At 46.9% G+C, this 23,427-nt stretch carries 23 protein-coding genes; 15 read left to right on the top strand and 8 right to left on the bottom strand.

Annotated elements, in window-relative coordinates:
* Positions 1-121 precede the first annotated feature (121 nt).
* The 3 genes from MKX34_RS09285 (at position 122) to MKX34_RS09275 (ending at position 1,355) form a co-directional block, all read left to right on the top strand.
* Positions 122-445, top strand: coding sequence for a YtrH family sporulation protein (locus tag MKX34_RS09285; RefSeq protein WP_036678886.1), 324 nt, complete (start codon positions 122-124; stop codon positions 443-445).
* A 5-nt stretch (positions 446-450) separates the two neighbouring features.
* Positions 451-951, top strand: coding sequence for a DUF4044 domain-containing protein (locus tag MKX34_RS09280; RefSeq protein ID WP_038569663.1), 501 nt, complete (start codon positions 451-453; stop codon positions 949-951).
* 83 nt (positions 952-1,034) lie between these two features.
* Complete coding sequence (locus MKX34_RS09275) at positions 1,035-1,355, top strand: YtpI family protein (RefSeq protein WP_076104081.1); 321 nt, start codon at positions 1,035-1,037, stop codon at positions 1,353-1,355.
* A 122-nt stretch (positions 1,356-1,477) separates the two neighbouring features.
* Here the strand turns inward: MKX34_RS09275 and MKX34_RS09270 are convergent, their stop codons facing one another.
* Positions 1,478-2,812 carry a DRTGG domain-containing protein gene (locus MKX34_RS09270; RefSeq protein ID WP_036678878.1) on the bottom strand — a complete coding sequence of 445 codons (1,335 nt, stop codon included), beginning with the start codon at positions 2,810-2,812 and terminating at the stop codon, positions 1,478-1,480.
* Between the two features lie 301 nt (positions 2,813-3,113).
* On the opposite strand from MKX34_RS09270, the gene MKX34_RS09265 reads away from it, so the two are divergent.
* The 4 genes from MKX34_RS09265 to MKX34_RS09250 all read left to right on the top strand — a co-directional run bounded on the left by MKX34_RS09265 (position 3,114) and on the right by MKX34_RS09250 (position 5,197).
* Positions 3,114-3,548, top strand: a complete 435-nt coding sequence (locus MKX34_RS09265) for a hypothetical protein (protein ID WP_076104082.1) — start codon at positions 3,114-3,116, stop codon at positions 3,546-3,548.
* A 114-nt stretch (positions 3,549-3,662) separates the two neighbouring features.
* A complete protein-coding gene (locus MKX34_RS09260) occupies positions 3,663-3,947 on the top strand; it encodes a hypothetical protein (protein WP_076104083.1) in 285 nt (94 codons plus the stop codon).
* Positions 3,948-4,008: 61 nt separating this feature from the next.
* Complete coding sequence (locus MKX34_RS09255) at positions 4,009-4,230, top strand: hypothetical protein (RefSeq protein WP_076140868.1); 222 nt, start codon at positions 4,009-4,011, stop codon at positions 4,228-4,230.
* Between the two features lie 112 nt (positions 4,231-4,342).
* On the top strand, positions 4,343-5,197 hold the full coding sequence (locus MKX34_RS09250) for a hypothetical protein (RefSeq protein ID WP_339204835.1): 855 nt from the start codon (positions 4,343-4,345) through the stop codon (positions 5,195-5,197).
* Here MKX34_RS09250 and MKX34_RS09245 read toward each other — a convergent pair.
* Complete coding sequence (locus MKX34_RS09245) at positions 5,178-5,459, bottom strand: hypothetical protein (RefSeq protein WP_036683968.1); 282 nt, start codon at positions 5,457-5,459, stop codon at positions 5,178-5,180. The two genes, MKX34_RS09250 and MKX34_RS09245, sit on opposite strands and share 20 nt — an antisense overlap.
* A 195-nt stretch (positions 5,460-5,654) precedes the next feature.
* Here MKX34_RS09245 and MKX34_RS09240 point away from each other — a divergent pair, with 195 nt between their 5' ends.
* Positions 5,655-6,230, top strand: a complete 576-nt coding sequence (locus MKX34_RS09240; protein ID WP_036683971.1) for a hypothetical protein — start codon at positions 5,655-5,657, stop codon at positions 6,228-6,230.
* Positions 6,231-6,378: 148 nt separating this feature from the next.
* Here MKX34_RS09240 and MKX34_RS09235 read toward each other — a convergent pair whose 3' ends face one another.
* Positions 6,379-6,717: a YlbF family regulator gene (locus MKX34_RS09235; RefSeq protein WP_036683973.1), complete on the bottom strand. Its 339-nt coding sequence runs from the start codon at positions 6,715-6,717 to the stop codon at positions 6,379-6,381.
* Positions 6,718-7,151: 434 nt separating this feature from the next.
* Between MKX34_RS09235 and MKX34_RS09230 the strand changes: the two genes are divergently transcribed.
* From MKX34_RS09230 to MKX34_RS09205, 6 genes are read left to right on the top strand one after another with little or no spacing between them, the layout of a single operon-like run.
* Positions 7,152-8,519 carry a YheC/YheD family protein gene (locus MKX34_RS09230; protein ID WP_036683975.1) on the top strand — a complete coding sequence of 456 codons (1,368 nt, stop codon included), beginning with the start codon at positions 7,152-7,154 and terminating at the stop codon, positions 8,517-8,519.
* Between the two features lie 10 nt (positions 8,520-8,529).
* Entirely contained in the window at positions 8,530-9,696 is a 1,167-nt protein-coding gene (locus tag MKX34_RS09225; protein WP_076099995.1) for a YheC/YheD family protein, read from the top strand.
* Positions 9,697-11,070, top strand: coding sequence for a YheC/YheD family protein (locus MKX34_RS09220; protein WP_036683976.1), 1,374 nt, complete (start codon positions 9,697-9,699; stop codon positions 11,068-11,070).
* Positions 11,067-12,179, top strand: a complete 1,113-nt coding sequence (locus tag MKX34_RS09215) for a YheC/YheD family protein (RefSeq protein WP_036683979.1) — start codon at positions 11,067-11,069, stop codon at positions 12,177-12,179. Before MKX34_RS09220 ends, MKX34_RS09215 begins: the two co-directional genes overlap by 4 nt.
* 26 nt (positions 12,180-12,205) lie before the next feature.
* The gene (locus tag MKX34_RS09210; RefSeq protein WP_036683981.1) at positions 12,206-12,724 is read left to right on the top strand and encodes a GNAT family N-acetyltransferase; all 519 of its coding nucleotides are present in this window, start codon (positions 12,206-12,208) and stop codon (positions 12,722-12,724) included.
* Positions 12,706-13,836 carry a YheC/YheD family protein gene (locus MKX34_RS09205; RefSeq protein ID WP_036683982.1) on the top strand — a complete coding sequence of 377 codons (1,131 nt, stop codon included), beginning with the start codon at positions 12,706-12,708 and terminating at the stop codon, positions 13,834-13,836. The genes MKX34_RS09210 and MKX34_RS09205 overlap by 19 nt, the downstream gene beginning before the upstream one ends.
* A 76-nt stretch (positions 13,837-13,912) precedes the next feature.
* Here MKX34_RS09205 and MKX34_RS09200 read toward each other — a convergent pair whose 3' ends face one another.
* The 5 genes from MKX34_RS09200 to MKX34_RS09180 all read right to left on the bottom strand — a co-directional run bounded on the left by MKX34_RS09200 (position 13,913) and on the right by MKX34_RS09180 (position 20,636).
* Positions 13,913-15,298, bottom strand: a complete 1,386-nt coding sequence (locus MKX34_RS09200; RefSeq protein ID WP_036683984.1) for a sugar ABC transporter substrate-binding protein — start codon at positions 15,296-15,298, stop codon at positions 13,913-13,915.
* 93 nt (positions 15,299-15,391) lie between these two features.
* A complete protein-coding gene (locus MKX34_RS09195) occupies positions 15,392-17,008 on the bottom strand; it encodes a response regulator (RefSeq protein WP_256715441.1) in 1,617 nt (538 codons plus the stop codon).
* Positions 17,009-17,015: 7 nt separating this feature from the next.
* Positions 17,016-18,785, bottom strand: coding sequence for a sensor histidine kinase (locus tag MKX34_RS09190; protein WP_036683988.1), 1,770 nt, complete (start codon positions 18,783-18,785; stop codon positions 17,016-17,018).
* Between the two features lie 45 nt (positions 18,786-18,830).
* Entirely contained in the window at positions 18,831-19,652 is an 822-nt protein-coding gene (locus tag MKX34_RS09185) for a carbohydrate ABC transporter permease (RefSeq protein WP_232061512.1), read from the bottom strand.
* 87 nt (positions 19,653-19,739) lie between these two features.
* Entirely contained in the window at positions 19,740-20,636 is an 897-nt protein-coding gene (locus MKX34_RS09180; RefSeq protein ID WP_038569654.1) for a sugar ABC transporter permease, read from the bottom strand.
* A gap of 236 nt (positions 20,637-20,872) precedes the next feature.
* On the opposite strand from MKX34_RS09180, the gene MKX34_RS09175 reads away from it, so the two are divergent.
* Entirely contained in the window at positions 20,873-23,413 is a 2,541-nt protein-coding gene (locus MKX34_RS09175) for a heparinase II/III family protein (RefSeq protein WP_076104086.1), read from the top strand.
* Positions 23,414-23,427 lie beyond the last annotated feature (14 nt).

Here is a 23,427-nt window from a genome sequence, read left to right as displayed (position 1 = left end):
GCAAAAATCAAACATAAGATGAAACTATTTTATCATATTAAAGGGGGACCCGCCCATACAATGGATTAAGAGCATAAGGACAGGCAAAGCTTGTAAATGCCTCGTCCGGGAAGGGGCCTGTATGAGCATTTTTATGAGCAAAGCTATCCTCGACTTCTTTATCGCCTTCGGCATCGTGCTTGGCGGAGCTATGCTCGGCGGAATCGGCGCCGTTGTATCCCTGCAACCGCCGACGCAAACGATGCTGGATGTGGCAGATCGGATTAAAATATGGGCACTAGCAGCCGCTGTAGGAGGTACTATGGATCCCTTACGGGTCATTGAAAGTAACATGATTGGAGGCAACCTCTCCCCCGCCATCAAACAAATCATGTATCTTGCCTTCGCTTTTCTAGGAGCACATATGGGCAGTGAGCTAGTAAAATGGGTGTGCGGCAGGGGGTAACGCCAATGAGAGTTCCACCATTCAGTCGTTTTCGCAGATTCACCCAGATCTCCGCTATATTCATGCTAGGGATCGTCGTAGGAGCTGTGATATACAATGCTATTTACCATGTAGGATATAACGTATTATGGCTTCATAATCAAGATCTGCGTGTACAGATCGAGCAATATCAAAAAGATATTCAGACACTCAAAAAATACAATAATACCTCAACCGTGATCAGAGAAATCAAAATTCGATCGGAGGAAAGCAAATCCAAAGAAGATACCCCACTTGACCCCGTAACTGTAAAATTAATCATAAGCCAAATGGGCTCAGATCTGGAACCGATGCGCGGCCGCAGCATGTTCGATATTGATACAGACAGCAAACTGGTTAGACTGCTGTTGGATGGCAAGCTATACATTGTGCGTGACAAGGAATACTCTGTCAAAATCCGAACCATGCTCGTCATGGAAGGCGTCCTGCAAATCTGGGTAGAAATCAGTCCTTTTAAGCGCAGCTGACAGCCATCGTGTGATACAATAATGGACAGACGTGGAAATTACTTCTTGGCTACTGCAAGACACGATAAAGGAGCTGGCTGTCCATGGTTTTATTTATCAAGTATTTATTGTTTATCCTGCTGGTGATCTTTGTAATCGGTGCCGCTGTGTTCAGCATATCCTCCCGCCGTACCTTAAATCCCCAAGATAAAGGGCTGAAACGCTCCGTCATGAATGTGATGCTCGGTGCTATGCTCGTAACGCTATCCTTGATATCCATGTTTTTGTTTCGCGGCTCTACCGTTAATATCATTGTTGAAGCTGCCTTTCTGCTGATTGGTGCGTTCAACATCTTCTCGGGTCTACGCAGCTATAGTTTTTACAGCCGTAGCCGTAGCCAGGAACAACACCAGTCAAAAGCCTAGCTGCTGCTCTGGCGGAATAGAAAGAATAAAATAGACTCCCCTCTCTTTCAATGATGAGGGCAGTCTATTTAGCATGTATACGATCCTATTTACCGGATGCTATCCAGCTAGCAAACCATTTTTTAGCCATGATCAATGGATTGCAGCATCAGAACAGCTTTGGCTACCAGAGTATCCGAGTGGCTGATCTCAATTTCAAGCTTACAGGTACGACGGCTGATTTCGAGCAGTCTCGGCATTACAATGATCGCGTGTTCGATCTGTACCGGTCGGATAAAATAAGTGGACATATTATCTAGTACATAATCATTTCCTGTGATATCCTTAGCTGCTTTAAATGCCGAAAGCGTCATAAGCGTAGACAATATTCCTTCAGAAATCGTCCCAAGATCCGTGGCCATCTGCGGCGTAATAAAGCCATGGAAGAACAATCGTCCCTCTTCGTCCCGCTCATCCGCAAAACCATTCCAAATGAGATGATCAAAAGTCTCTCCCAGCTGAGGTTGGTTCCGAACATCGCGTAAGCTTTGCAGCACTTCTTTACGGGTTAGGGAGCCTACCAGTTTGCGGTTACGGTCCACTATGGGCAGAAAATCCACGCCTTCCCACATCATGATCTGGGCCGCGGAGGCTAGTGAGGTTTGCAGTGCAGCCGTAACCGGACTGCGAATCATCGCTTTTTCAATGATCTGCCCTTCCGTCAATTCCTCTACATCACGGCGACCGATAATGCCAATGACTCGGTTCCATTCATCCGTAACGGGAAAGCGCTGCTCTCCAGTTTCCTCAGAAACCTGTCGTAGCTCGCCGACGGTGCTAGAGATTTTTAACGTATTCAGGCGCGGTTTGCTGTCGATAATATCCTCTACCAGCATAATTTTTTTCTTTATCAATCTATCAAAAATAGCACGGTTAATCATTGAAGCGACGGTAAACGTGTCATGTCTCGAAGAAATAATGGGAAGATCCAGCTCGTCTGCCAATGCCTTCACTTCACGGCTCGTCCCGAAGCCCCCTGTCACCAGAACCCCTGCACCCTGCTCCAGCGCCAGAGAGTGAACATCATCACGGTTACCCACAATCAACAGACTGTCAGCGTCTATATAACGGATCATCGCATCGACCTTCATCGCCCCGATCACGTATTTATGCAGATGTTTATTTAGTCCACTTGCCCCGCCAAGCACATGCCCTTCAACAATATCAACTACATCGCCAAACGTCAGCTGCTCTGAAATGTTCCGAGGTTTCTTTTCTACACGAACTGTACCAATCCGTTCCTTCGTGATGACTATCCCGAGATTCTCAGCTTCCTTCACTGCACGGTAAGCAGTCCCTTCGCTGACTAACATTTCTTTGGCGAGCTTGCGAACAGATATTTTGGTGCCTACCTTAAGACTTTCAATATGCTGCAGCAGTTGCTCGTGTTTAGTAATCGCATCGCCTTGACCTTCCAACTGTTACACCCCCATGCTCCGATCTGTACTATACTGTACCTATTATACAACGATAGAATGGCTCAGTACAACCGATTCATAAGCTTCGGATTCGAATTTCACTCTCCTTACACAATCTACGATTAAGGTAGGTATTGCCACATAGCAGGTTTGAAAACCACCTTAAAATCGAATTTTTTGAAACTGAATATCTCTGATGCGTTTTAAGCTGACCTTAAAAATTCGCTGCCTTTATTTAGCAACCTTTTCCTCTTTTTTATAGTCTGAGAATTAAAGAATGTGTAAAGGGAGCATTGAAGATATGAACAAGACCGCTTTATTACTACTTGCCCTTACTTTGCTTTTCATAGGACTGGTCGGCTGTGGAAATACGGGAAACGAAATAAAACAAGCAGACCAGATAGAGCTGGATGCAAATAATATAGTTTCTATCAACTTAATTGAGAAAAAACAGCCAATGGCCACTATTTCGGATACATCCTCCTTTGAACGTTTCGTTCAAGCCATAACTACTGCTGAATATGATAGAGGACAACTAGATATTGCTTCCAGCGATTACAGAACCACTGTGAACATGAAGGATGGCATAAGTTATGAATTCTCTTTTTGGATCGTCGGAAGTAACAATGGGTTACTCATTAAATCAGGACAAATGGGCCACTATCGCCTGTCAGATACCAGCAAAAAGGATCTATTGGACTTGTTTCAATCAACTTTTAATGAAGATAAGAATTAATCAGAAGACACTGCTAACCCACAGCCCCCAAGCGTTCAAGTTACTGTTGGCGGTGAGCAGTTCGAGGCTATTCAAGGCTCTTATTGCTGGAACGATAATGGCAAAGGCGTATGTGTGGATATAGCTTCTAACGTTGAGCTGGTTTCCATACAGAAGGTACATCCCAAAGCCATCAGCGGTGATCAGGTAGAACTCGAATTCTCATATGCACCCAAGGAGATGGAGGTTATGGCTTCATTTCCTGGTGAGGAACGACCGGACGAAGCCCTTTCCGTGGACAAAAACAGTTTTCAACTCGCAGCAGGTAGCGGCAGACACCTATATATCATCCATGCAAGATGGCCTCAGGGAAGCGCCAGTTATGTATTTGAAGTTCAATGCTCGGTCAGTAAAAAGTAATCGGATTGTTTTTGCTTAACACGTGGATGGGATGGTCGGATGATGGTAGGATGGTAGGATTATGTCCATCCTCTCTACGATCAGGAAAAAAGTTTATACTATCGACGTGAAAGGAGCTGAGCTTATGCAATTTCTTTTTATACTCGCGGTCCTCGTTCCTGCAGTGTGGTATTACGCGGCTCTTGGTAAACGGATATCTGCCGAAGAAAAGAAGGCTGGAAGAGATCTCACCAATGAGAAAATAACATTTAACCCCCTGCAAGCAATACAGGGGGCATATTAAAGCCCACTGGCTTAGGCTAGTGGGCTTTTTCGTATGAGTGTGTCTTTTTTGTATGCCTCTTTGTGTGACTTTTGCGCTTGGCTCGGCATTCTGAGGTATTTATACTTCTCTTTTGGCTACTTTGGTGTTTTGCCCGGCATTCTACGGTATTTATACTTCTCTTTTGGCTACTTTTACGATTTGCGCGGCATTCTACGGTATTTATACCTCTCTTTTGGCTACTTTTGCGTTTTGCCCGGCATTCTACGGTATTTATACCTTTCTTTTGGCTACTTTGGTATTTTGCGCGGCATTCTACGGTATTTATACCTTTCTTTTGGCTACTTTGGTGTTTTGCCCGGCATTCTACGGTATTTATACCTCTCTTTTGGCTACTTGTGCGATTTCCGCGGCATTCTACGGTATTTATACTTCTCTTTTAGCTACTTTTACGATTTGCGCGGCATTCTACGGTATTTATACCTCTCTTTTGGCTACTTATGCGTTTTGTGCGACATTCTACGGTATTTATACCTTTCTTTTGGCTACTTTGGTGTTTTGCCCGGCATTCTACGGTATTTATACCTCTCTTTTGGCTACTTGTGCGATTTCCGCGGCATTCTACGGTATTTATACCTCTCTTTTGGGTACTTGTGCGTTTTGTGCGGCATTCTACGGTATTTATACTTCTCTTTTGGCTACTTATGCGTTTTGTGCGACATTCTACGGTATTTATACCTCTCTTTTGGCTACTTTGGTGTTTTGCGCGGCATTCTACGGTATTTATACCTCTCTTTTGGCTACTTGTGCGATTTGCGCGGCATTCTACGGTATTTATACCTCTCTTTTGGCTACTTGTGCGATTTCCGCGGCATCCAGAGGCATTTATGCCTCTCTTTGCACGACTGCCGTGCTTTTGGAGAGACCTGAAGCTAATCTAGCTTTTTTAGTAATCGACCCCAACTCTATTATCTTTGCGAAACTCTAGTTTCTTCATTCCACTTTGTCTGCCATTGCTCCAGCTTTGCTTTTCGCACAGCTTCCAAACGTTTGGTCTTTTCCTCATCAACCCCGATAATAAAATGCAGATGTGCCGCAATGACCATAAACGCAAAAAGTGACCAGACGACTCCAAAACCAAACACCCAACTCGGTCCATTCGCAAGCGAAAGCTTCGGCAGTGCATACAAAAGCATGGCCAACGCCAGCAAGAGATAGACACCGTGTTTGAACTTGTTTCTTTTTCTCATTAATAACAGCTCCTTCGTAGACAGGATATTCGATTGAATCTATATCTCTACTCTATGAACATGAGGCCCGTAATATGAGACAAGTCCATTAAAAAATATAACCTTTTCAAAATTATGTATAAAAGGTTAGCATTTATATAGCAAGAGACGCTTATATATGAGATGATGATTTCATTTAGGGGAGGCGTTTTTGAATTGAATGCAGCTTATAATCATACCGAATACATAATTCGCAAAAAGGTATTTTCGATCATGGGTGCGAAACTTCATATTTTTGACAGCTCTGAGCAGCTTGTGCTCTATTCACAAATGAAAGCGTTCAAGCTTAAAGAAGACATTGCACTTTATACGGATGAATCTATGCAGAAGGAGCTTCTGCGCATAAAAGCCCGTAGCGTCGTCGATTTTAGCGCTACTTATGATGTACACGATACAGAGTCCGGTGAGCATATTGGTGCTTTTCGCCGTAAGGGTCTCAAATCTATTTTGAAGGATGAATGGATTATTCTTGACCGTCATGATCAGGAAATCGGAAAAATCAAGGAAGACAGCACCGCGATGGCTTTACTGCGCCGCTTCATCGCTATTATTCCGCAGAAATATAATATCGAGATGGATGATACTACGATCCCTGCCTTCAAGCAAAATTTCAATCCATTTGTCACCAAAATTATGGCTGACTTCTCGGAGGATCGAAAAGGCAAGCTTGATCGCCGCTTAGGTTTGGCAGCTGGTATTCTTCTCTGCGCAGTCGAAGGTAAACAAGATTAGTTGAGGTTGAGGTTGAGGTTGAGGTTGAGGTTGAGGTTGAGGTCGAGCTTGAGCTTAGGCTAGCCATATAGTCACAGCCACAAGAAAGAGGGTGCTTCCAGAGCCATCGGCTTCGGGAACACCCTCTTTTGATTTTCATTGCTGAAATTTATTCACCGTACAATTGGGACAAACTCTCGGTGATAATTTTATTTACATCCTCGATTACAACGCTCAGACGGCGTTCCGCATCGAACAGACGACGAATGCCAAGATTCAAATTAAGCACCTCGAACAGCTTCTCCATCTTTTCCATTTCTTCCTGTGGAGGCATTTCTCCGCTCATCATCCGTTGTTGCAGCTCCATCTGACCTTGGCGGAAATTGTCCAGCATCGCTTTCGCTTCAGGATCCGTTTCTACGACCTTCATGGCATTTCTGATGTCCGATACCTCGCTGCTCTCTTTAATGGCTTTCGCCAGTTCATGTGCTTTGTCGTGAATGCTCATTATGATTCCTCCTAAAAGTTTTGTTAGCGTACACTCCTCAGATCGTCTTCGTGCAAAACTCACTTCGGAAACTTACGCTTAAGTTTTGTTAGCGTACACTTCCTATCGTCTTCGTGCAAAACTCACTTCGGAAGCTTACGCTTAGGTTTTGTAACAGCTGCTTCCTGAATCTACTCTGCTCTAAAAACTCACTCCGAAAACATACGCTTAAGTTTTGTTAGCAGCTGCTTCCTGAATCCACGCTGCTTTAGTTTCCAATATTCGCTCATTCCATACTTGTTTCGCTTCTTGGGCCGAGCTTATGAAATGACTGGGCAAGGTTTTTAGCGATTAGGTCAATCACCAAGGGTCATCTGTCTCCATATGATGAATGATATGTAACCCTTAGCTACCAAATTGCCGGCATCATGCTGCCTACCGGAAGGAGATCCACGATGTCCCAATTCAAGATCCCGGTCCATACGGTCAACTCGGGCATCCTGCAGGAAAACGCTATAATGCTTGGCGAAAAATCCATGAAAAGACTCAAAATCCCGTCTCACGGAACACTCCAGCTGGCATTCGGCTCTTTCCGGCAGGAGGTTACCATTATCTCGGCTCCCAAATCTGACATCCTGCGTGTAAGCGAAGGACTGGCGCGGCGGACCGGATGGAAACACCGACAAACCCTCAACGTTTCTTACAGCTCTGTAAGCCGCACCTTGCGGCTTGGACCGTTGATCGGCGTGCTCGTCAGTCGTGACCATCCAGATAATCTCGACAGGTTGTTTGGACCCATTACCATGTTCTGCCGGGAATTGACAAATGCCTGCCACACACAAGGCGCCTATGTATATTTCTTTACCCCGGAAGCGCTGGAAACACGCAGTTCTTCCATTCAGGGCTGGGTATACAACGAGGGTTGGAGAAAAATGAGTCTGCCCATTGCCGATGTAATCAACAATCGGTTAACGACGCGAAAGGTGGAGAATAAACCTAGCGTACAGCATTTTTTGGCGGATGTAAAATCGCGATATGGAACGCATTTCTTCAACGAAAAATTTCTTGACAAGACAGAGGTATTTGAAGCTTTAGCGCAAGACCCTTCCCTGCAGCGGTATTTACCTGAATCGCATGCGTTGAACGGCTTTGCCGTAATGAAGAAGATGTGCAGCCATTACCCAAGTGTATTTTTGAAACCTGTACGAGGCAGTCTCGGCAAAGGCATACTTCGTATCTCTAAAGAAGAAGGCGGAGGTTACCGTCTATTGTCTACTACCTCCATAGGTACACGCAAGCAAAGCTACACCACTCTCGCTAAATTGTACCAGTCCATCGCTCCCAAAATGAAGACCACTCGATACCAGATTCAGCAGGGATTGCCTTTGATGGAGCTAGGAAGGCGACCTGTAGATTTCCGGGCACTTGTTCAGAAGAATGGCAGCGGAAAATGGGGAGTTACCTCCATTGTCGCCCGCACCGCCGGAAGCAATCACTTCGTGTCTAATTTAGCTAGAGGTGGCAGTCTCAGCACAGTGAAAGAAGCGGTTAGCAAGAGCAGTCTTCCTCCGGGCGCAAAAGAAAACGTTCAGCTTCAGCTGCCCAGAGCAGCACTTGCCATTGCAAGAGGGGTCGAAACCTTTATCCCCGCTCATTTCGGAGAGCTCGGAATCGATCTGGCACTGGATCAATCAGGACGAATATGGCTCTTAGAGGTTAACTCCAAGCCCTCCAAGAACGATAATACACCGTTAAACGATCAAAAAATAAGACCGTCCGTCAAGCAAATGATTTTATATTGCCGCTACTTGGCCGGTTTATAAGGAGGACACGATGACTGAAAAAGAAGTGGGGTTCCTCGGCATTATGACAGGCCGCCGCAACGGGAATCCACCGATCGCCGAGCCAGAGTTTTGCAGTCATTTATGCCGGGCAGCTCCTCTATACAGCCTAAAAGTCCTCGTATTTCATCCAGACGGAGTAGCGGCAGACGGTTCCTCCATTACCGGCTATACCTGGAAAGATGGAAGCTGGCAGAATACCACTTCTTCACCGCCAGATATTGTCTATAATCGCTGTTTTCACGAAGGTCCGAAAGAAAGAAAAGAAGCTTCCGCTGCACTTTCTTCTCTTCATCGTTCTCTACCTTGGTCTCGAGGTTTGCCAGATAAATGGGGTGTACATGAGATATTGAAGCGCGACCGGAGAGCAGCGGCAATACTGCCGGAAACTGTACTCTATACCGGTACCCGCAGGTTAAGTACAATGCTTGCTGAAAGAGAATATGGAGTTTTTCTAAAGCCCAAGGCCGGCACCCATGGCAAACGTACATTACATGCCATACTGCAGAACAGAGGCATGAGAGTACGAGGGCGTGACGGAACAAATACACCATTTCAATATGTTTTCGACTCACAGGCTGAAGGACTGAACTGGATTCATGAATTTATCGGCTCACGCCGCTATATTATACAGCCTTTCCTGCACCTAACTAATAGTAAGGGGCAACCGTTCGATGTGCGTGTATTGATGCAAAAGAATGGCCTTGGCCGCTGGACTCTTACCGGCATGGCCGTACGGCTGGGTAACCAAGGTTCGCTGACTTCGAACCTGCATGGCGGCGGAACAGCTGTTTCTCCCCTGCCTTTTTTGCTTGCAGAATATGGTCAGGGTGGAAAAGACATCATGCGTGAGCTTGCTGCAGAAGCTGCATACTTGCCTCCACTACTGGAGGCTGCATGCGGCAGGCTTGGAGAACTCGGCCTTGATTTCGGTATTGATTCGAGCGGTCGGATTCATTTACTAGAAGCAAATTCCAAGCCAGGGCGCACGGTATTCCGGCTGACGGGCGACCGCCGGGCTGCTAAGCTCGCCGCCGAGAATCCACTGTCTTATGCGCGCCATCTACTGCTCACACAACGACGGATACCATCCCTATCTACGGACAGCTCCGTTACAAACGGGAGAATGATAACAATGGTTCCTAAGGAGGATTCATAAATGAGTCTCACTTTTTGCAATGTGCATTTCACTAAGCAGCCCCAAAGAGTTGTATATGTATCAGGTGCACTGATGAAAAGCTTGAAGTTAACCGGGAAAAAAAATATACGCTTAAGGCTCGGTAAAGATGCCACCCCGACCATGATCAAGCCCATCAAGCGCGCCGGAAATCACCTATATCTCGCCTCAGGCGTAAAAAGCGCTATCAAGGTTCCGAAATCAGGCGGTGTCTATTTACGCAATCTACAGAATGACGAGGTGCAGCTAGGACCTTTAGTTGGCATATTGTCCGATGGTCCTGCTTCCTCGTCTCAGCCTTTCGGTTCTCGCACAGGGTTCATCAAGCAATTACTGCGGGAAGGCAGCAACAAATGTTATATATTTGCCTTTATGCCGCGTGACATCAACTGGCAACAGGAACAGGTCTATGGATATTTTTTGACTTCAAGCGGTAAGTTTGAACGAAAAATGGTCCCTCTGCCTGATGTTGTCTATAATCGCTTGCCCAGTCGGAGAGCTGAGACCTCACCCTATATCAACCAACTTCGCGAACGATTTATGCGGAAAAGAATTCCATACTTTAACTGGAGCTTTTTCAATAAATCCGATATCTATAAGCTTTTAGAAAATGATGGGGCGGCAAATCGTTACGTACCTGAAACCCACAGCAATCCGTCCACGGAAAAAATGAGAGAAATGCTGGATCACCATCATTTTGTATACTATAAACCTTCTGCGGGAAGTCTGGGTCACGGCATTTATCGGCTTACCTATCTCCCGAAAAAGGGGTATTTTGCCCGCTACCGTCGGGGAGGAAAAAACGTTCTTTTACGCTTTACCACCTTTGAAGCCCTTATGCGTATGCTTCGTTCGCGTCACGGTCAAAATCTGCAAAATTATATAGTTCAGCAGGGAATACGCCTCATTGAAATAGATGGCTGCCCGATTGATTTCCGGTTCCATATGCATAAAAACGGCAGTAATCAGTGGATTGTAGTCGGCATAGGCGCTAAAAAAGCCGGCCGTGGCAGTGTCACCACTCACCTTAAAAATGGAGGAGCATTGCTTACACCTCAGCAAGCACTCGGACGTGTATTCGGCGCAAGAGCTGACGAAGTACTGCAGCGTGCAAAGACTACAGCCATCAAGCTGGCAGAATCACTAGAAGTCCAGCATCGTCATTTGCTCGGTGAAATTGGCTTTGATCTCGGAATTGATCAGGATGAAGACATCTGGATGTTCGAGGCCAACGCCAAACCAGGTCGTTCCATCTTCCGTCACCCTTCCCTGCGCGCTGAGGGCAAAGCTTCCATCGAGCACATTCTGGAGCATTGTCTATACCTCAGCAAATTCCGCAGGAGGGATGAGATGTGAGCACCCATAATCCGGAAGATACAAAACCTGTTATTGCCATACTGACAACCAGCGATAAAGTACGGCAATTTAATGGCAACCGCAGCAACTTCCGGGACATTATTCGCACAGGCAAAGAAATGGGATTTCTTGTCTACGTCGTCACTGTCCGTGACCTCAAGCTTGAGGAACGGATGGTGAACGGATATGTCCCATCGTCCAGCGGTAAAATCTGGTACAGCATTCCTGTACCTCTTCCACAAATCATTTATAACCGAATTCCCACCCGTGAGGATGAGGAAAAACCTGCTGTGGTACGTAAAATAGCTCAATGCCTGGAACATCCAGGCATTAAGCTATATAATCCATATTTTTTCAATAAATGGAGTCTATTCGAATGGTTAAGGGGTTCGCACTCCACCTCAAAGCATGTTCCAAAAACGAGACGATTACGCAGTGCAAACACCCTTACTGCCATGCTGAACCAGCATACCAGCCTCTACCTTAAACCAGAGAACGGCAAAGCAGGAAAAGGAATTATGCGCCTGAAATATCGTGCAGATACCGCTTTGCCTTACCGGCTTCAAATTCAAAGCGGCAAAAAAAATGTGACGTACAAAGCAGCTTCCATGGACCGGCTCTGGGCAAGAATCGGAAAAGAAAAAGGAATCTCTCGTTATATTGTGCAGCAGGCTATTGAACTGGCGACTCATCGGGGAAGACCGTTTGATCTGCGGGTGCTGCTGCAAAAAAACAGCAGAGGCGGCTGGGGAGTGACCGGCATAGGCGCACGCCTCGCCGGTGCCCGAAGTATAACGACACATGTACCACGCGGCGGTAGTATTGAAGAGCCTGCCAGCATGCTGGAAAGTACATTTGGAACCGAAAGAGCAGCCATGATCCTGAAGAGCGTGCCTACAACCGCCCTTCTTATCGCTAGACAAATCGAAAGAGCTTCTGACTCTATGCTCGGAGAGATGTCGATGGATCTGGGTGTAGATGAGAACGGGGGACTCTGGTTCTTTGAGGCCAACTCCCGGCCGATGAAATTTGATGAACCCGCGATCCGCAAGCTGTCCCTAGAGCGAATCTTTCACTACGGCCAGCACTTAGCGCGCCAGTTTAAATAGAAATCATTAAAAGGATGTGACACAGCATGCAGATATCCTCCATCTATGACACAAATGCCAAACAGTGGAAATCACGGCTGGCTGGACTGCTTGAGTTTATAAGAGCGCATGGGGAGAAGCGAATCACAAACCAAGCTTGCAAAGTACTGGCCCGTTTAACACCGGATCAGTTGTCAGAGCCGGGTATCTCGCTGCTTGTTGCCACCGTACGCGGTCAGAATGGGCGCCAGCTCGCAGGAGTCAGCTTCGTATCCGGTTTCGGTGCAGAAGCCTGTCTTGTCGCTGTGCACCCCTTCTACCGGAATAGACACACCGGCACTGCCTTAATGGCTGCCCAGCTGAAACGCCTCGGGCATCTGCAATGCAGTGTTGCCTGTGACAATACAGCTAGCCTAAAGATGTGCTTCAATATCGGCCTTGCTGCCGACACACTTACCACTGGTCCTACCGGCAAGCCAACATTACTGCTCCGGTCACCCCATCATACCGGCAGCACTACTAATTCTCCACAAGAAGGTGAACTCCTGTGCCAGAGCCCGTCTTAGGCATTCTTACTTTATATATTAACGAAGCCAAGCAGCTTGAAGAAAAGGCCGTGTACCGGAGAATGATCGTCGAGGGCAAACGAATTGGCTTGGATGTCTTTGTTTTCACCCCCATGGATGTTCATCCCAGTAAAGAGCAGATCCATGCCCTTGTCTTTGATCCCAAGAGCGGAAAATGGTCACGCAAATGGCGTTCTTTTCCGAACATGATTTATGACCGTTGCCGTATTCAGCGCAGCTCACGCTTTCAGCAACTGCTTCGTTTCCGAGAACGCTACAATCATCTGTTATTTCTGAATCGTCCACTGCGCAACAAATGGACCATTCACCAAACCTTCTCACAAAAAAGCCGTTTCCGGCAACATATGCCAGAAACTTTACTCTATCAGTCCTCTGCCGACCTGCGCCGGATGCTGAAAACCAATTCAGTAGTCTATATCAAGCCGGCAAACGGCACAGGTGGACGTGGCATCCTCAGAATTGAGAGAATGAAGAATGGGCGTGGGGTATATGATATTCAAGGCCGTCGCCAAGATCGCCGAATCATTCCCACACGTAAAGTCTCTTCTACTCGGCTGGATTCCATCGTACGGCAATGGTGCATCGGCGGACGTTTCCTTATCCAACAGGGGATTCCATTACGTCTGCCGGGCGGACGTTTCCATGATTACCGGATGCTCGTTCAAAAGAATGGGCAAGGTGTCTGGGAACTCACAGGTATGGCAGCACGGGTCGGTGCAGCGCGGAGTGTAACCTCCAATCTTCATGGCGGTGGTCATGCCGTTCGAGCGGAAACACTGCTGAAGGAATGGCTGGGTAGTCAGGATAAAACCGATAAGGTCATGAAGACTGCCGAGAGGTTAGGCCTTGATGCCGCAGCCTTCCTGGAAGAAAGTTACGGAGCCTTATGTGAGCTTGCATTGGACCTGGCCATTGATCGCGAAGGGAAAATTTACGTGCTGGAAGTTAATCCAAAGCCCGCCCGTGAAGTGTTCGCAAGATCAGGTGACGGAACCACATACCGCAAAGCCCTTATTCGCCCTCTGGAATACGCGCTGTGGCTCTACAATAACAAAGGAACCCCCAGCACAGCTAAAACGACTGAGGAATAAAAATTATCTTAATAGTCATCAAAAAAAGACGCCCCTAGCTCGTATTAATACGAAGCCGAAGGGGCGTCTTTTCGATTTATTTGGCCAATGATCCCTGCAGGGAACCTGCATCGAAGTCCGGCTGTGCTTCGATATCGGTGTCACCTGCGGCTTTGGCTTTTTCAAGTGCCGCATTATAGCGAGTATTCAAGTCCTGAAGCTCTTTATCTAAATCTCCACCACCAAAAATGTATCTATTGAAGACATCAACCTTCTTTAGTCCTTCCAGACGTCCCTCACTAATGACCATCGGAGTCGCTGGATAAATCCCGTCTAACTTTGTAGGCAGAAAATCTTCAATCCCTGCAATGTCTGGTGCCTTGGCAACAGTAGCAACCGATGGAATAACCGAAACCCCGTACCCTGCTTCCTGATAAGCAATCTGCACATCATCACTGTACATCCATTCAATAAACTTCCAAGCTTCTTCCTTATGCTTAGAATCCTTGCTCATAGCCAAATAACTTCCTGCAATAACTTGGCTGACACCCTTCTGCTCCCCGTCAATAGTTGGAGGAATCGCAGCTGCCCAGCGAATTTCAGTTGGGAATTGGGTTTTGTAGACCGTCGGCTCAACGGAATGGTTGAAATACATACCGATCTTGCCTTGAGCAAATTGCGCACGCAGCGGGTCGATATCAAGCGATTCCGATCCTGGCATCATGCTTCCATCCACCTTAATCTGCCGCAGCGCCTCAGCAACCTCTTTATATACGCTAAAATCAAATTGCCCGGTCTGGAAGTCGAAGCCCTCTGTGCCCTTAGTCTTGCTAAGTGTTGTTATTGGATAAGCGATACGCTCAAATCCGCTGGTACTTTTGAAATTACCCGCGAAGCCGTAAGCGCCTATATCTTTTCCCGCTTCCGTAATTTTCTTGGCATCCTCGACCATCTCTGCGAGTGTGGTAGGCGGCTCTGTAATGCCAGCCTTCTCGAACAAATCTACGTTATAGATGAGGCGCCAGAACTGACCGATATTGGGAAGGCTATATATTTTGCCGTCAACGGTATTTTTCTCGTTGATAAGTACGTTCTCGAACCGGCTCTTCATCTCTGGTGAAATGTAGCTATCAAAAGATTCCAGATACCCTCTTTTGACCCACGTTGGCACGTTATAAGTATCCACCCGGAGAATATCAGGCGCCTGCATGCTGGAGAAGGCAATATCCACCGACTGGGTATAGTTCTCTGCCATAACCTTCATTTCAATCTCAATATTGGGATTAAGACCTTCATACTCGCTGATTTTTTGTTCAATAAAATCAGAATCGTGACGATCAATGGTCCAGTAGACCAATTTTGTTTTTTCGGAGTTTGTATTGCTGCTGCTTACCTCCGTATTAGATTCGGATGATGAACAGGCGGCCAACGAGCCAGCCAGCATCAGCGAAACTCCAGCTAATATCCATTTGTTTCTTTTCATCTAAAATGCCTCCCTTTTCTTTTGAAATCGCATTCATTTCTTAAGAAAATTATAATTCCGCTGCCCTTTTATCAGTGAAGGAGAAAACAACTGTCAATGGGAGACGAAATCACTGTTTCCCTCCACTTTGGGTAAGGTATATTTTGCACGAAAGTCAGTCGGCGTCATTCCGGTATATTTTTTGAACTGCTCTGTAAAATAGGGTCGATCCTCATAGCCCAAAGAGATGGCAATATCCTGAACCTGTATGCCTTCCAGCACTAGCTCCTTGGCTTTGTCCATTCGTCTCCCGATAATATATTGGGCGAGTGTCATCCCTGTCTCCTTTTTAAAAAGATTGGAGAAGTAGCTAGGACTAAGATGCACCTCCCGTGCACAGTCGGCGACGGATAGATTTCGATGCAGATTTCCATTGATATGAGTGATGGCCCGATCCACAAGCATACGCGCGTCACTGCATTGGCGTTGTTGCAAATACGTACAGCCCAAACGGCAAAATTCCCGAATCTGGCGGCTAAGATCTTCAAAAGAGACTGCACTGCTCATGTCTGCAAGTTTGTTTTCCAGAGTTTTAACTTCCGAATCTGTTGCTTTTTCCGAAAAAATCCGATGGATAGAATGAGCCAGTTCAAGACAGAGTGTCTTAACGATGGACGGGTTAGGCGTTGCCGGTGCAGTAATCCAATCATGCCAAATGTTATCCAGCTGCTCCTCTGCTTTGGACAAATTTGCCGAACGCAGACAATAAAGCAATTCTCTCTCCTTGTCATATGAGTATCTGGGTAGCGCGGCATTCACGACTGCATCTTCAACATAGGTGTACACGCTGTTCCCACCATTTAGAAAGGTGTTCGCAAGTGCAGACAGTGCCTGCGCATAAGAAGCAGAAAGCTGCCCTACCTCTTCTACCTCTCCACCCAGTCCAATGGACACCGTCTGGTACGTATACCGATGTACATTTTCCCGGCATTTCTCTGCAAGTTGCTCCATATTCGGCTCCGCCAGAGGGTTCATCACAATAACGAATTGATTCACATTTTCCCGGAACACAATGCCCCGAGTGTATTCAGATATTGTATTTTCCAAAATATTCTGTACGGCAAAGCGGATTAACTCCACCTCGGAAACCGTAAGTTCTGATGTACGTTCCACAAAAAAATCCACTTCCGCTACCATCACGCAAAAGTTATGGTTATTCATCTCGATATTGTAAAAATCCCACTGCTGGCTCAAATGCTGCTGTCTAGTTCCGTAACGGATGAGCAGACGCATATATTCCTGACGCAAATAGGGTAAGCTCTCGCGCAGCTTTTGTTCCATGTCCATCATCTGCTCAGCTTGACTGCGTTCCCGTTCCAACACTTCCTTGGCCTTCAACACGGATTCAAGCACTTGAACCTTGGTGTACGGTTTTACAATCAGATCAAAGGCACCCAGCTTAACAGCTTCCTGGGCATAAGTGAAATCAGAATAACCCGTCAAAAAAATCAGTTTGATGCCTGGCTGCTCCGCTTGAAGGCTCCGCATCATCTCTAAACCATCCTTAAAAGGCATTCGGATATCCGTCAATACGATGTCAGGACGATGCTTGCGGATCTGCTCCAGACCTTCTTCCCCGTCTGCCGCGGTGGCCGCGATCACAATCCCATGTTCCTCCCAAGGAATCCGCTGCGACAATCCGCGGACCACTGCAGGAATATCATCAACAATACATATTTTAATTGAATGGGCGCTCAGGATTTATTCCCCCTTCCACAGGAATGGATAGAACAGCTTCGGTTTCAACACGCGGACTGCTTCGAAAGACCAATCCGGCTTCTTTGCCGTAGTACAGCTGCAGTCGGCTACATATATTAGACAGAGCGTACCCTCCACTGCCGTTCGGCTCCTTCAGCCAGGCATTGAGTTTCTCCGCATTCATGCCGGTTCCGTTATCAGTAACCCGGATGAGCAGTGTATTTTTGGCTACTTCTACGGAGATCCGGATCACTCCCCCTCCCCTTAATTCCTTAAGACCGTGCAGGATAGAGTTCTCTACCAAGGGCTGAATAATAATTTTCAACACAGGAAGCTCCAGCAGTTCCACTCCGGCATCAATTGTATAGTCAAACAACCCTTCATAACATTGCTGCTGAAGGTTTAGATACTGGCGGACATGTTCCAGTTCCTTGCCTAAGGTCGTAATTTCCTGCCCGTTGTTCAGTCCCAGCTGAAACAGCGCAGACAGCGAAATGACCATCTGTTTCACGTCCTCATATTCATCCATCTCACATTTCCAGAAAATCGTGTTTAATGTGTTATATAAAAAATGAGGCTCGATCTGCGCCTGAAGCGCCTTGATCTCCGCTTTTCTCTTTTCTTTTTCTGTATCCTTGACTTCAACAATCAACTCGCCGATCCGGTCTAACATCTGGTTAAATTTGCGTCCTGCCTCCCCAATCTCATCCTGGAAAGGACTCTGGAAGCGAGCACTGAGATCCTCCTGCTCTACACGAGACATCGTCCGTTGCAGTTTCAGCAGCGGTCCCAGTAGCAAAGCGGACAGATACCTTGCAAGAAAAAGCGCGATGACGATACATGCCGCCATGATCATCAACACCAGCCATTGAATACTCCGAACAGGTTGCAGCAGTTCCTTTTTGGACAGGTAGCTGACCAACACCCAGTCTTTTGCATACCCTGAACTGGCATAGCTGAGCAGCATTGTCCCGTCACCAGCGGAATATTCAAAATTACCCCGGTCCGCCTCCCTCAGTTTGTCTAAAAACACAGAGTCCCGAGACCATTCCGGGCGTTCCCCGTCTCCGAAGACGCTTGTTCCCTCTTTATTGATCAGTAAAAAACGCGCGGAGCCAAGACTCCCGCCTCCACTTACAGTATCTTCAAGAATGTCCTCTTTTACATTAACGATCAAAAATAGATCAGGGACATAATTGTCTGTAAGCGGCTGCAAGACTAGGGAAATAACATGATGTTTCCCGGCAAATAGCTCGTCCCGATGGCTCTCCACCCAATTGGATTCAGGTTTCTCCTTAACCCGTTGGTACAGCGAAGATTCTAGAAATGGGGTCAAGGTTCTGCGCTGATTGCTGGTAGAGTAGAAATCCCCGTCTGGCGTACTGATCAAGATAGATTCAATAGAGTTTTCCGTCAACTCTACCTGCGTGAAGGGCGCTTGCAGCATAGAAAAATTGGCAAAAAAACGTTCCATATTATGAGCTTTAATATCCCGGATGGTCTGCTGATAAGCTTCGCTCAACATCATCGTGGAGGAAGCCACAATGATTTGCTTTAACTTCTGGTCTAGGACATTGATTGACTGATTCAGCACATTTTGATTTAACTCGACAGAGTTACGCTCCATCGCCCGAGAAGCAATGGAGTAAGCCAATAAACCGGTGACTGAAATACAGAATACCGTCAGTGCGGTAAAAGATAGCCATATTCTTTTCTTCAAAGAGGTACGATAAACCCAGGCCTTCAGCATGTATTCACATCCTTCTTGAATAGCTGTCCGAAGCCCGCCCCGAATTTAGCCCTTTACAGAGCCAGCTGTCATCTGCATGAACGATTTATTAGCGAAAATATAGACAACAATCATTGGCAACATGGACAGACATGCACCCGCGAGCATCAATTGAGGTTGCGCCGCATCGCCGATACCATATTTTAGCCCCGCCAATCCTACGGTGAGTGTCTGTAATTTTGGCTGAGTCATGGTAAAAACCAGCGGCAGAATATATTCGTTCCATGCTCCGCGGAAGGTCCAGAGCGCCGTGACTCCAAGGGCGGGCGTCAGAAGCGGTAAGATAACTCGAAAGTATACGCTATAGAAATTACAGCCGTCAATAAAAGCAGCCTCATCCAGATCCTTCGGAATCGCTCGTACAAAACCAATCAACATAAAAAATGCCGTAGCATGTGCACTAATCAGAATAATAATGACACCCCATAACGATTTCTGTAGATTAAGCGCTACCATAAGGTCAAATTGCGGCCGCAGCACCACAGCACCGATCGAGATGAACAGCGTACAGGACTGAATTACAACATATATGCGTTTCCCATAAAAATCGACTCTCGCTACCGCATATGCGGCCATCGTTCCAATTAATAGAGTGCCTAAGGTGGTAAAGATACTGATAAACACACTGTTCCATGTAAAGCGGGCAAAGTTAGCCGAATTCCAAGCCTGCGCGTAGTTTCCAATCTGCCAAGATTTAGGCAGCAAGGTGGTTCCTGTCGTCAACTCCAGATTGGTCTTAAGGGATCCGAAAAAAGCCAGAATAATCGGAAACAATGCAAAAGCCGCCACTATAAGTAGAAAAATCCACAGCAAGGTCCGGGACAGCACCGCTCGGGTCTTGAAGGATCGGACAGGCTGGACCGAAGTATTCTTCGTCTCCGCATGTAATGTACTCACTGTTCATTCTCCTCTCTTTTAATAGATATCATTTAGCTTTTTAGATACATAAAAGTAGACTAAGGTAATCAGACCTACAATAACTGCTGTGGCAAAACCAACCGCACTACCGTAGCCAAATTGCTGAATGCTTGTACCTCCACTGGATACAGGGAAGAACAGCTTATACAGGTACAGGTACATAACTTCTGTCTTGCCATAAGGACCGCCTTCGGTAAGCACCATAATACTCTCATAGCCTTTTAGGGAGGCGGTAATAGCGAGCATAATGATCATTTGCAATACAGGTCCGAGCATGGGAACGGTGATGTTCCACATTTTTCTGAAGGGTCCAGCTCCATCTATAGATGCCGCCTCATAGAGATCCTCAGGAATGTTCTGTAAACCAGCGATAAAGAGCAGCATATAGTTACCGATAGCCCCCCATATCGCAATCATAATAGCTGTTAGTAAGGCATATTTCGGCCCTAGCCAATCTATCGGAGCGGAAATAATTCCAGAGCCGACCAATAGCTGGTTAACCATCCCATTGTATGAATTAAAGATAACGTAGAATACGATGGCCATAACCGAAGCACTGATTACGGTCGGCATAAAGTAAATCGCTCTTAGCAGCTGCCGCCCTTTTAGTGCACGGTTAAGGACAACCGCCAGTAAAAATGATAATGGCAAGGTGATGAGCAGCTTGCCTCCAGCGTAGATAAAGGTGTTGACCACTGACTTCCAGAATTCCTGATCCCTTAATAAGCGCTCGAAATTCTCCAGTCCGATAAACAGGGGTTCGCCGAAGCCCTGGTAATCATAGAACATGTACTTCAGAGCCCAAAAGATCGGATATACTCCAAAAACCAGCGTCAGAATCAAACTGGGAGCAACGAAGGTCCAGGCGTTAATTTGACGTTTTGATAAATTCATTTATTGTTCCTCCTGTCCATTGGACTAAGCTTATGTCCTTAATGATAATTCTATCCGTTCGTAACGGTTAGGGAGAAAGCGACTGCGCTTGGGGGAGAATTTCACTTTTTCAGTTGCTTTGTCCCCTTTCCTTCATTTGTTTATCTATCCCGCCCTTCGTAAAGCCACGTTTATACTAATTAAGAGAAAGCTCACCCACGAAATATGACAACTTTACAAGGAGGTTAGAACTACCGATGATTTCAGCATATGGTGGCGGTACACGCCCCTTCGGGTGTTATACGGAAGGAGAGCTGGAGGGCATACGCCTTAGAATCGAACAGCTTCCCAAGGTCCGGCAAGAGTACGAAAGACAACGGCAGCTATCTGAACAATTTGCCAGCCGAGAAGCTGCTGCGCCACTCCATAAACTCGGCGTGTTCCGGGTAGAACCCTTTGTTTTTAAAACCCCTCCCAGTACGGCCTTCCTGAAGCTTTCTGTACAGATTCGGGGAAAGGGCACGGCACGCATCGGGGGCTTGCGTCTGACTCATTCGCAGCTTGGCTTGCCGGTTGAACTAGCGAATGGCGGTCTAGAATCTGGGATGCTGGGGTGGAGTCAGGACCGAGAAAACGGAAGCAAAGTATATCTAGAGAAATTGGCCAGCTGGCAGCAGGGTCTTCAGCCATCTGGTGTGACTCCATCTGGCGCTAGTCTGGCAGACGATTTGCAATGTATCTGCATCAGTAATGAGGAAGTGAAGGGATTGACAATCCTTCATTATGGAGAGACCATACCTGTATACGAAGGTGATCATTACAGCGTGCAGACAGCACTCAGTCTGGAAGCTCCTCTAGACGAAGGAATCTGCATCGGGGTCCATTTTCTAAATGCTGCGGGGCAGCCGTTGGGAACCGAGCAGCTCTCCCCGCTTTTTAATCGGCCGACGCTTACCAATTGGGCCTACCTGCTGGAGGCTACGGGAGCGGACGCCAATATGTATATGATCACGGGTGAAAGTGAATTTGCGGTTCGAGCCAAGCAAAAGCTCCAGTACATGCTTGCCGATATGCGGGTAGGCATGGATATTTTCCGTAGAGACGGCTGGCATGACGATGATACTTACGGCGCGGTGCATATCGGGAGGGGGCTCGCTGCTGCTTCGGTAATCTACGATCAGATTGCTGGCAGCAGTGTATTCCTCACTGGAGAAGAAACCGAACTTCTCGCTCATTTCCGGTATATCGCAGACATGATGATGGATACCCACTACTACCGGTTTGATCTGGAGACCTTCCCAGATGAAAAGGGAGGAAAACGCAGTAATTGGAATGCCGACCGGGCAACCGGACTGGGTGTATATGCCCTCCTCTTTCCCAATGAAAAACAAAGTGAGGCATATCTTGATCATGCCCTCTCTGTCATCAACTGGCAGCTGGCAGAAGTGGTGGATTCAGACGGCGCATGGCCAGAAAATATTCGCTACCATGGCGCAGTATTGCATCGCTATTTTCTCTTCTTCGTCCTATTAAAGCGTTTGAAGGGCATTGATTATTTCAAGCATGAAAAGGTTAAGGGCATGTACCGTTTCCTAATCGGCACAGTGACTGTACCCGATATTATTCAAGGAGGCTCTTCTGGCTCCCCCATCCTGCTTACACCAGCGGTCGGCGATGCCAATGTGCAGGAACAATGGTTTCGCCTGCTTGGATACGCTGCCCCATTCTATATGGACGAAGACCCCCAGCTTGCCGGGGAAATGCTCTGGACGTGGAAGCACGGCGGAGAACCGATTGAGGATAGTGGCGCATTTCCTCTGCCTCTGGTCGCGCTGTTATATCCACAGCCCGATTTAGCAGAACAAAGGCCTGCACTCGACTCCGTACATTATCCCGATATCGGTTATGTCATCTTCCGCAACGGAGAACAGAACCTTCAGCATTATGCAATCTACGAGGCTTCACCGCTGACTTATCACGCTCATCACGATGAAGGGCACTTCTCCATCTGGGCAGATGGTGTTCCAGTAACCCTTGATTCTGGAACGGGAGGTTACTATAACGGAGACCGGCATTGGTATGTGTCCAGCGCAGCTCATAATGTTGTTCAATTTACCGATTCATTCGGAAATTTTGCCAATGGGCCACTGCAAAGCACATGCAAGGAAGTACGCTTCTCAGAAGAGTTAGATCATGCCAGCAGTCTTATTCCAGATGCTAACGCCAGGGGATATGAGCGGAATTTCTTATTCATTAAAGCAGGCTTTAACGTCTACTTGATATGGGATCGAATCGAGGGAGCATCTAACAGCGTCTGGAATCTGCATACACTCAGTACTGATGCAAGTATAATGGAGCAATCCATTGATGCAGCTTGCCTGAACGGCAAGCACCTAAGCGCTTATATCGCCGAGCCAGAACTTCCAGTGATTACAATGGGAGAAGGCGCTGTAGCCGGGAATTATCCGCTGGTAGAGCAGCAACATTTCCGTGTTTATGGTGGTACAAGCGACTACGTCATTCTGCTTCATCCCCGGACAGAAGATGCTCCTTCACTACAGCTTGAACAGCTTGATTATGAAGAGGCTGTCGAAGGAGTACGCTTGTACAGGATATCCCGTACGGATGGAAAATGGTTTATCGCCGCCATCAACGGCACCAAGGAGGAACGCCTTGTTACTGTTCCGGGTCTCGGACCGCTTAGGCTTCTCGGAGAACCTGAGTCAACGTCCGGGCAACCTGAACCAACCCAATTAAGAATTGAGGCAGGCAAAATTCACATCGCCATGCCCCGATAACTATATAGAAGGAG

The organism is Paenibacillus sp. FSL R5-0636 (assembly GCF_037974255.1).
Lineage (GTDB): Bacteria > Bacillota > Bacilli > Paenibacillales > Paenibacillaceae > Paenibacillus_AQ > Paenibacillus_AQ odorifer.
This window is presented reverse-complemented; position numbering and strand designations above follow the sequence as displayed.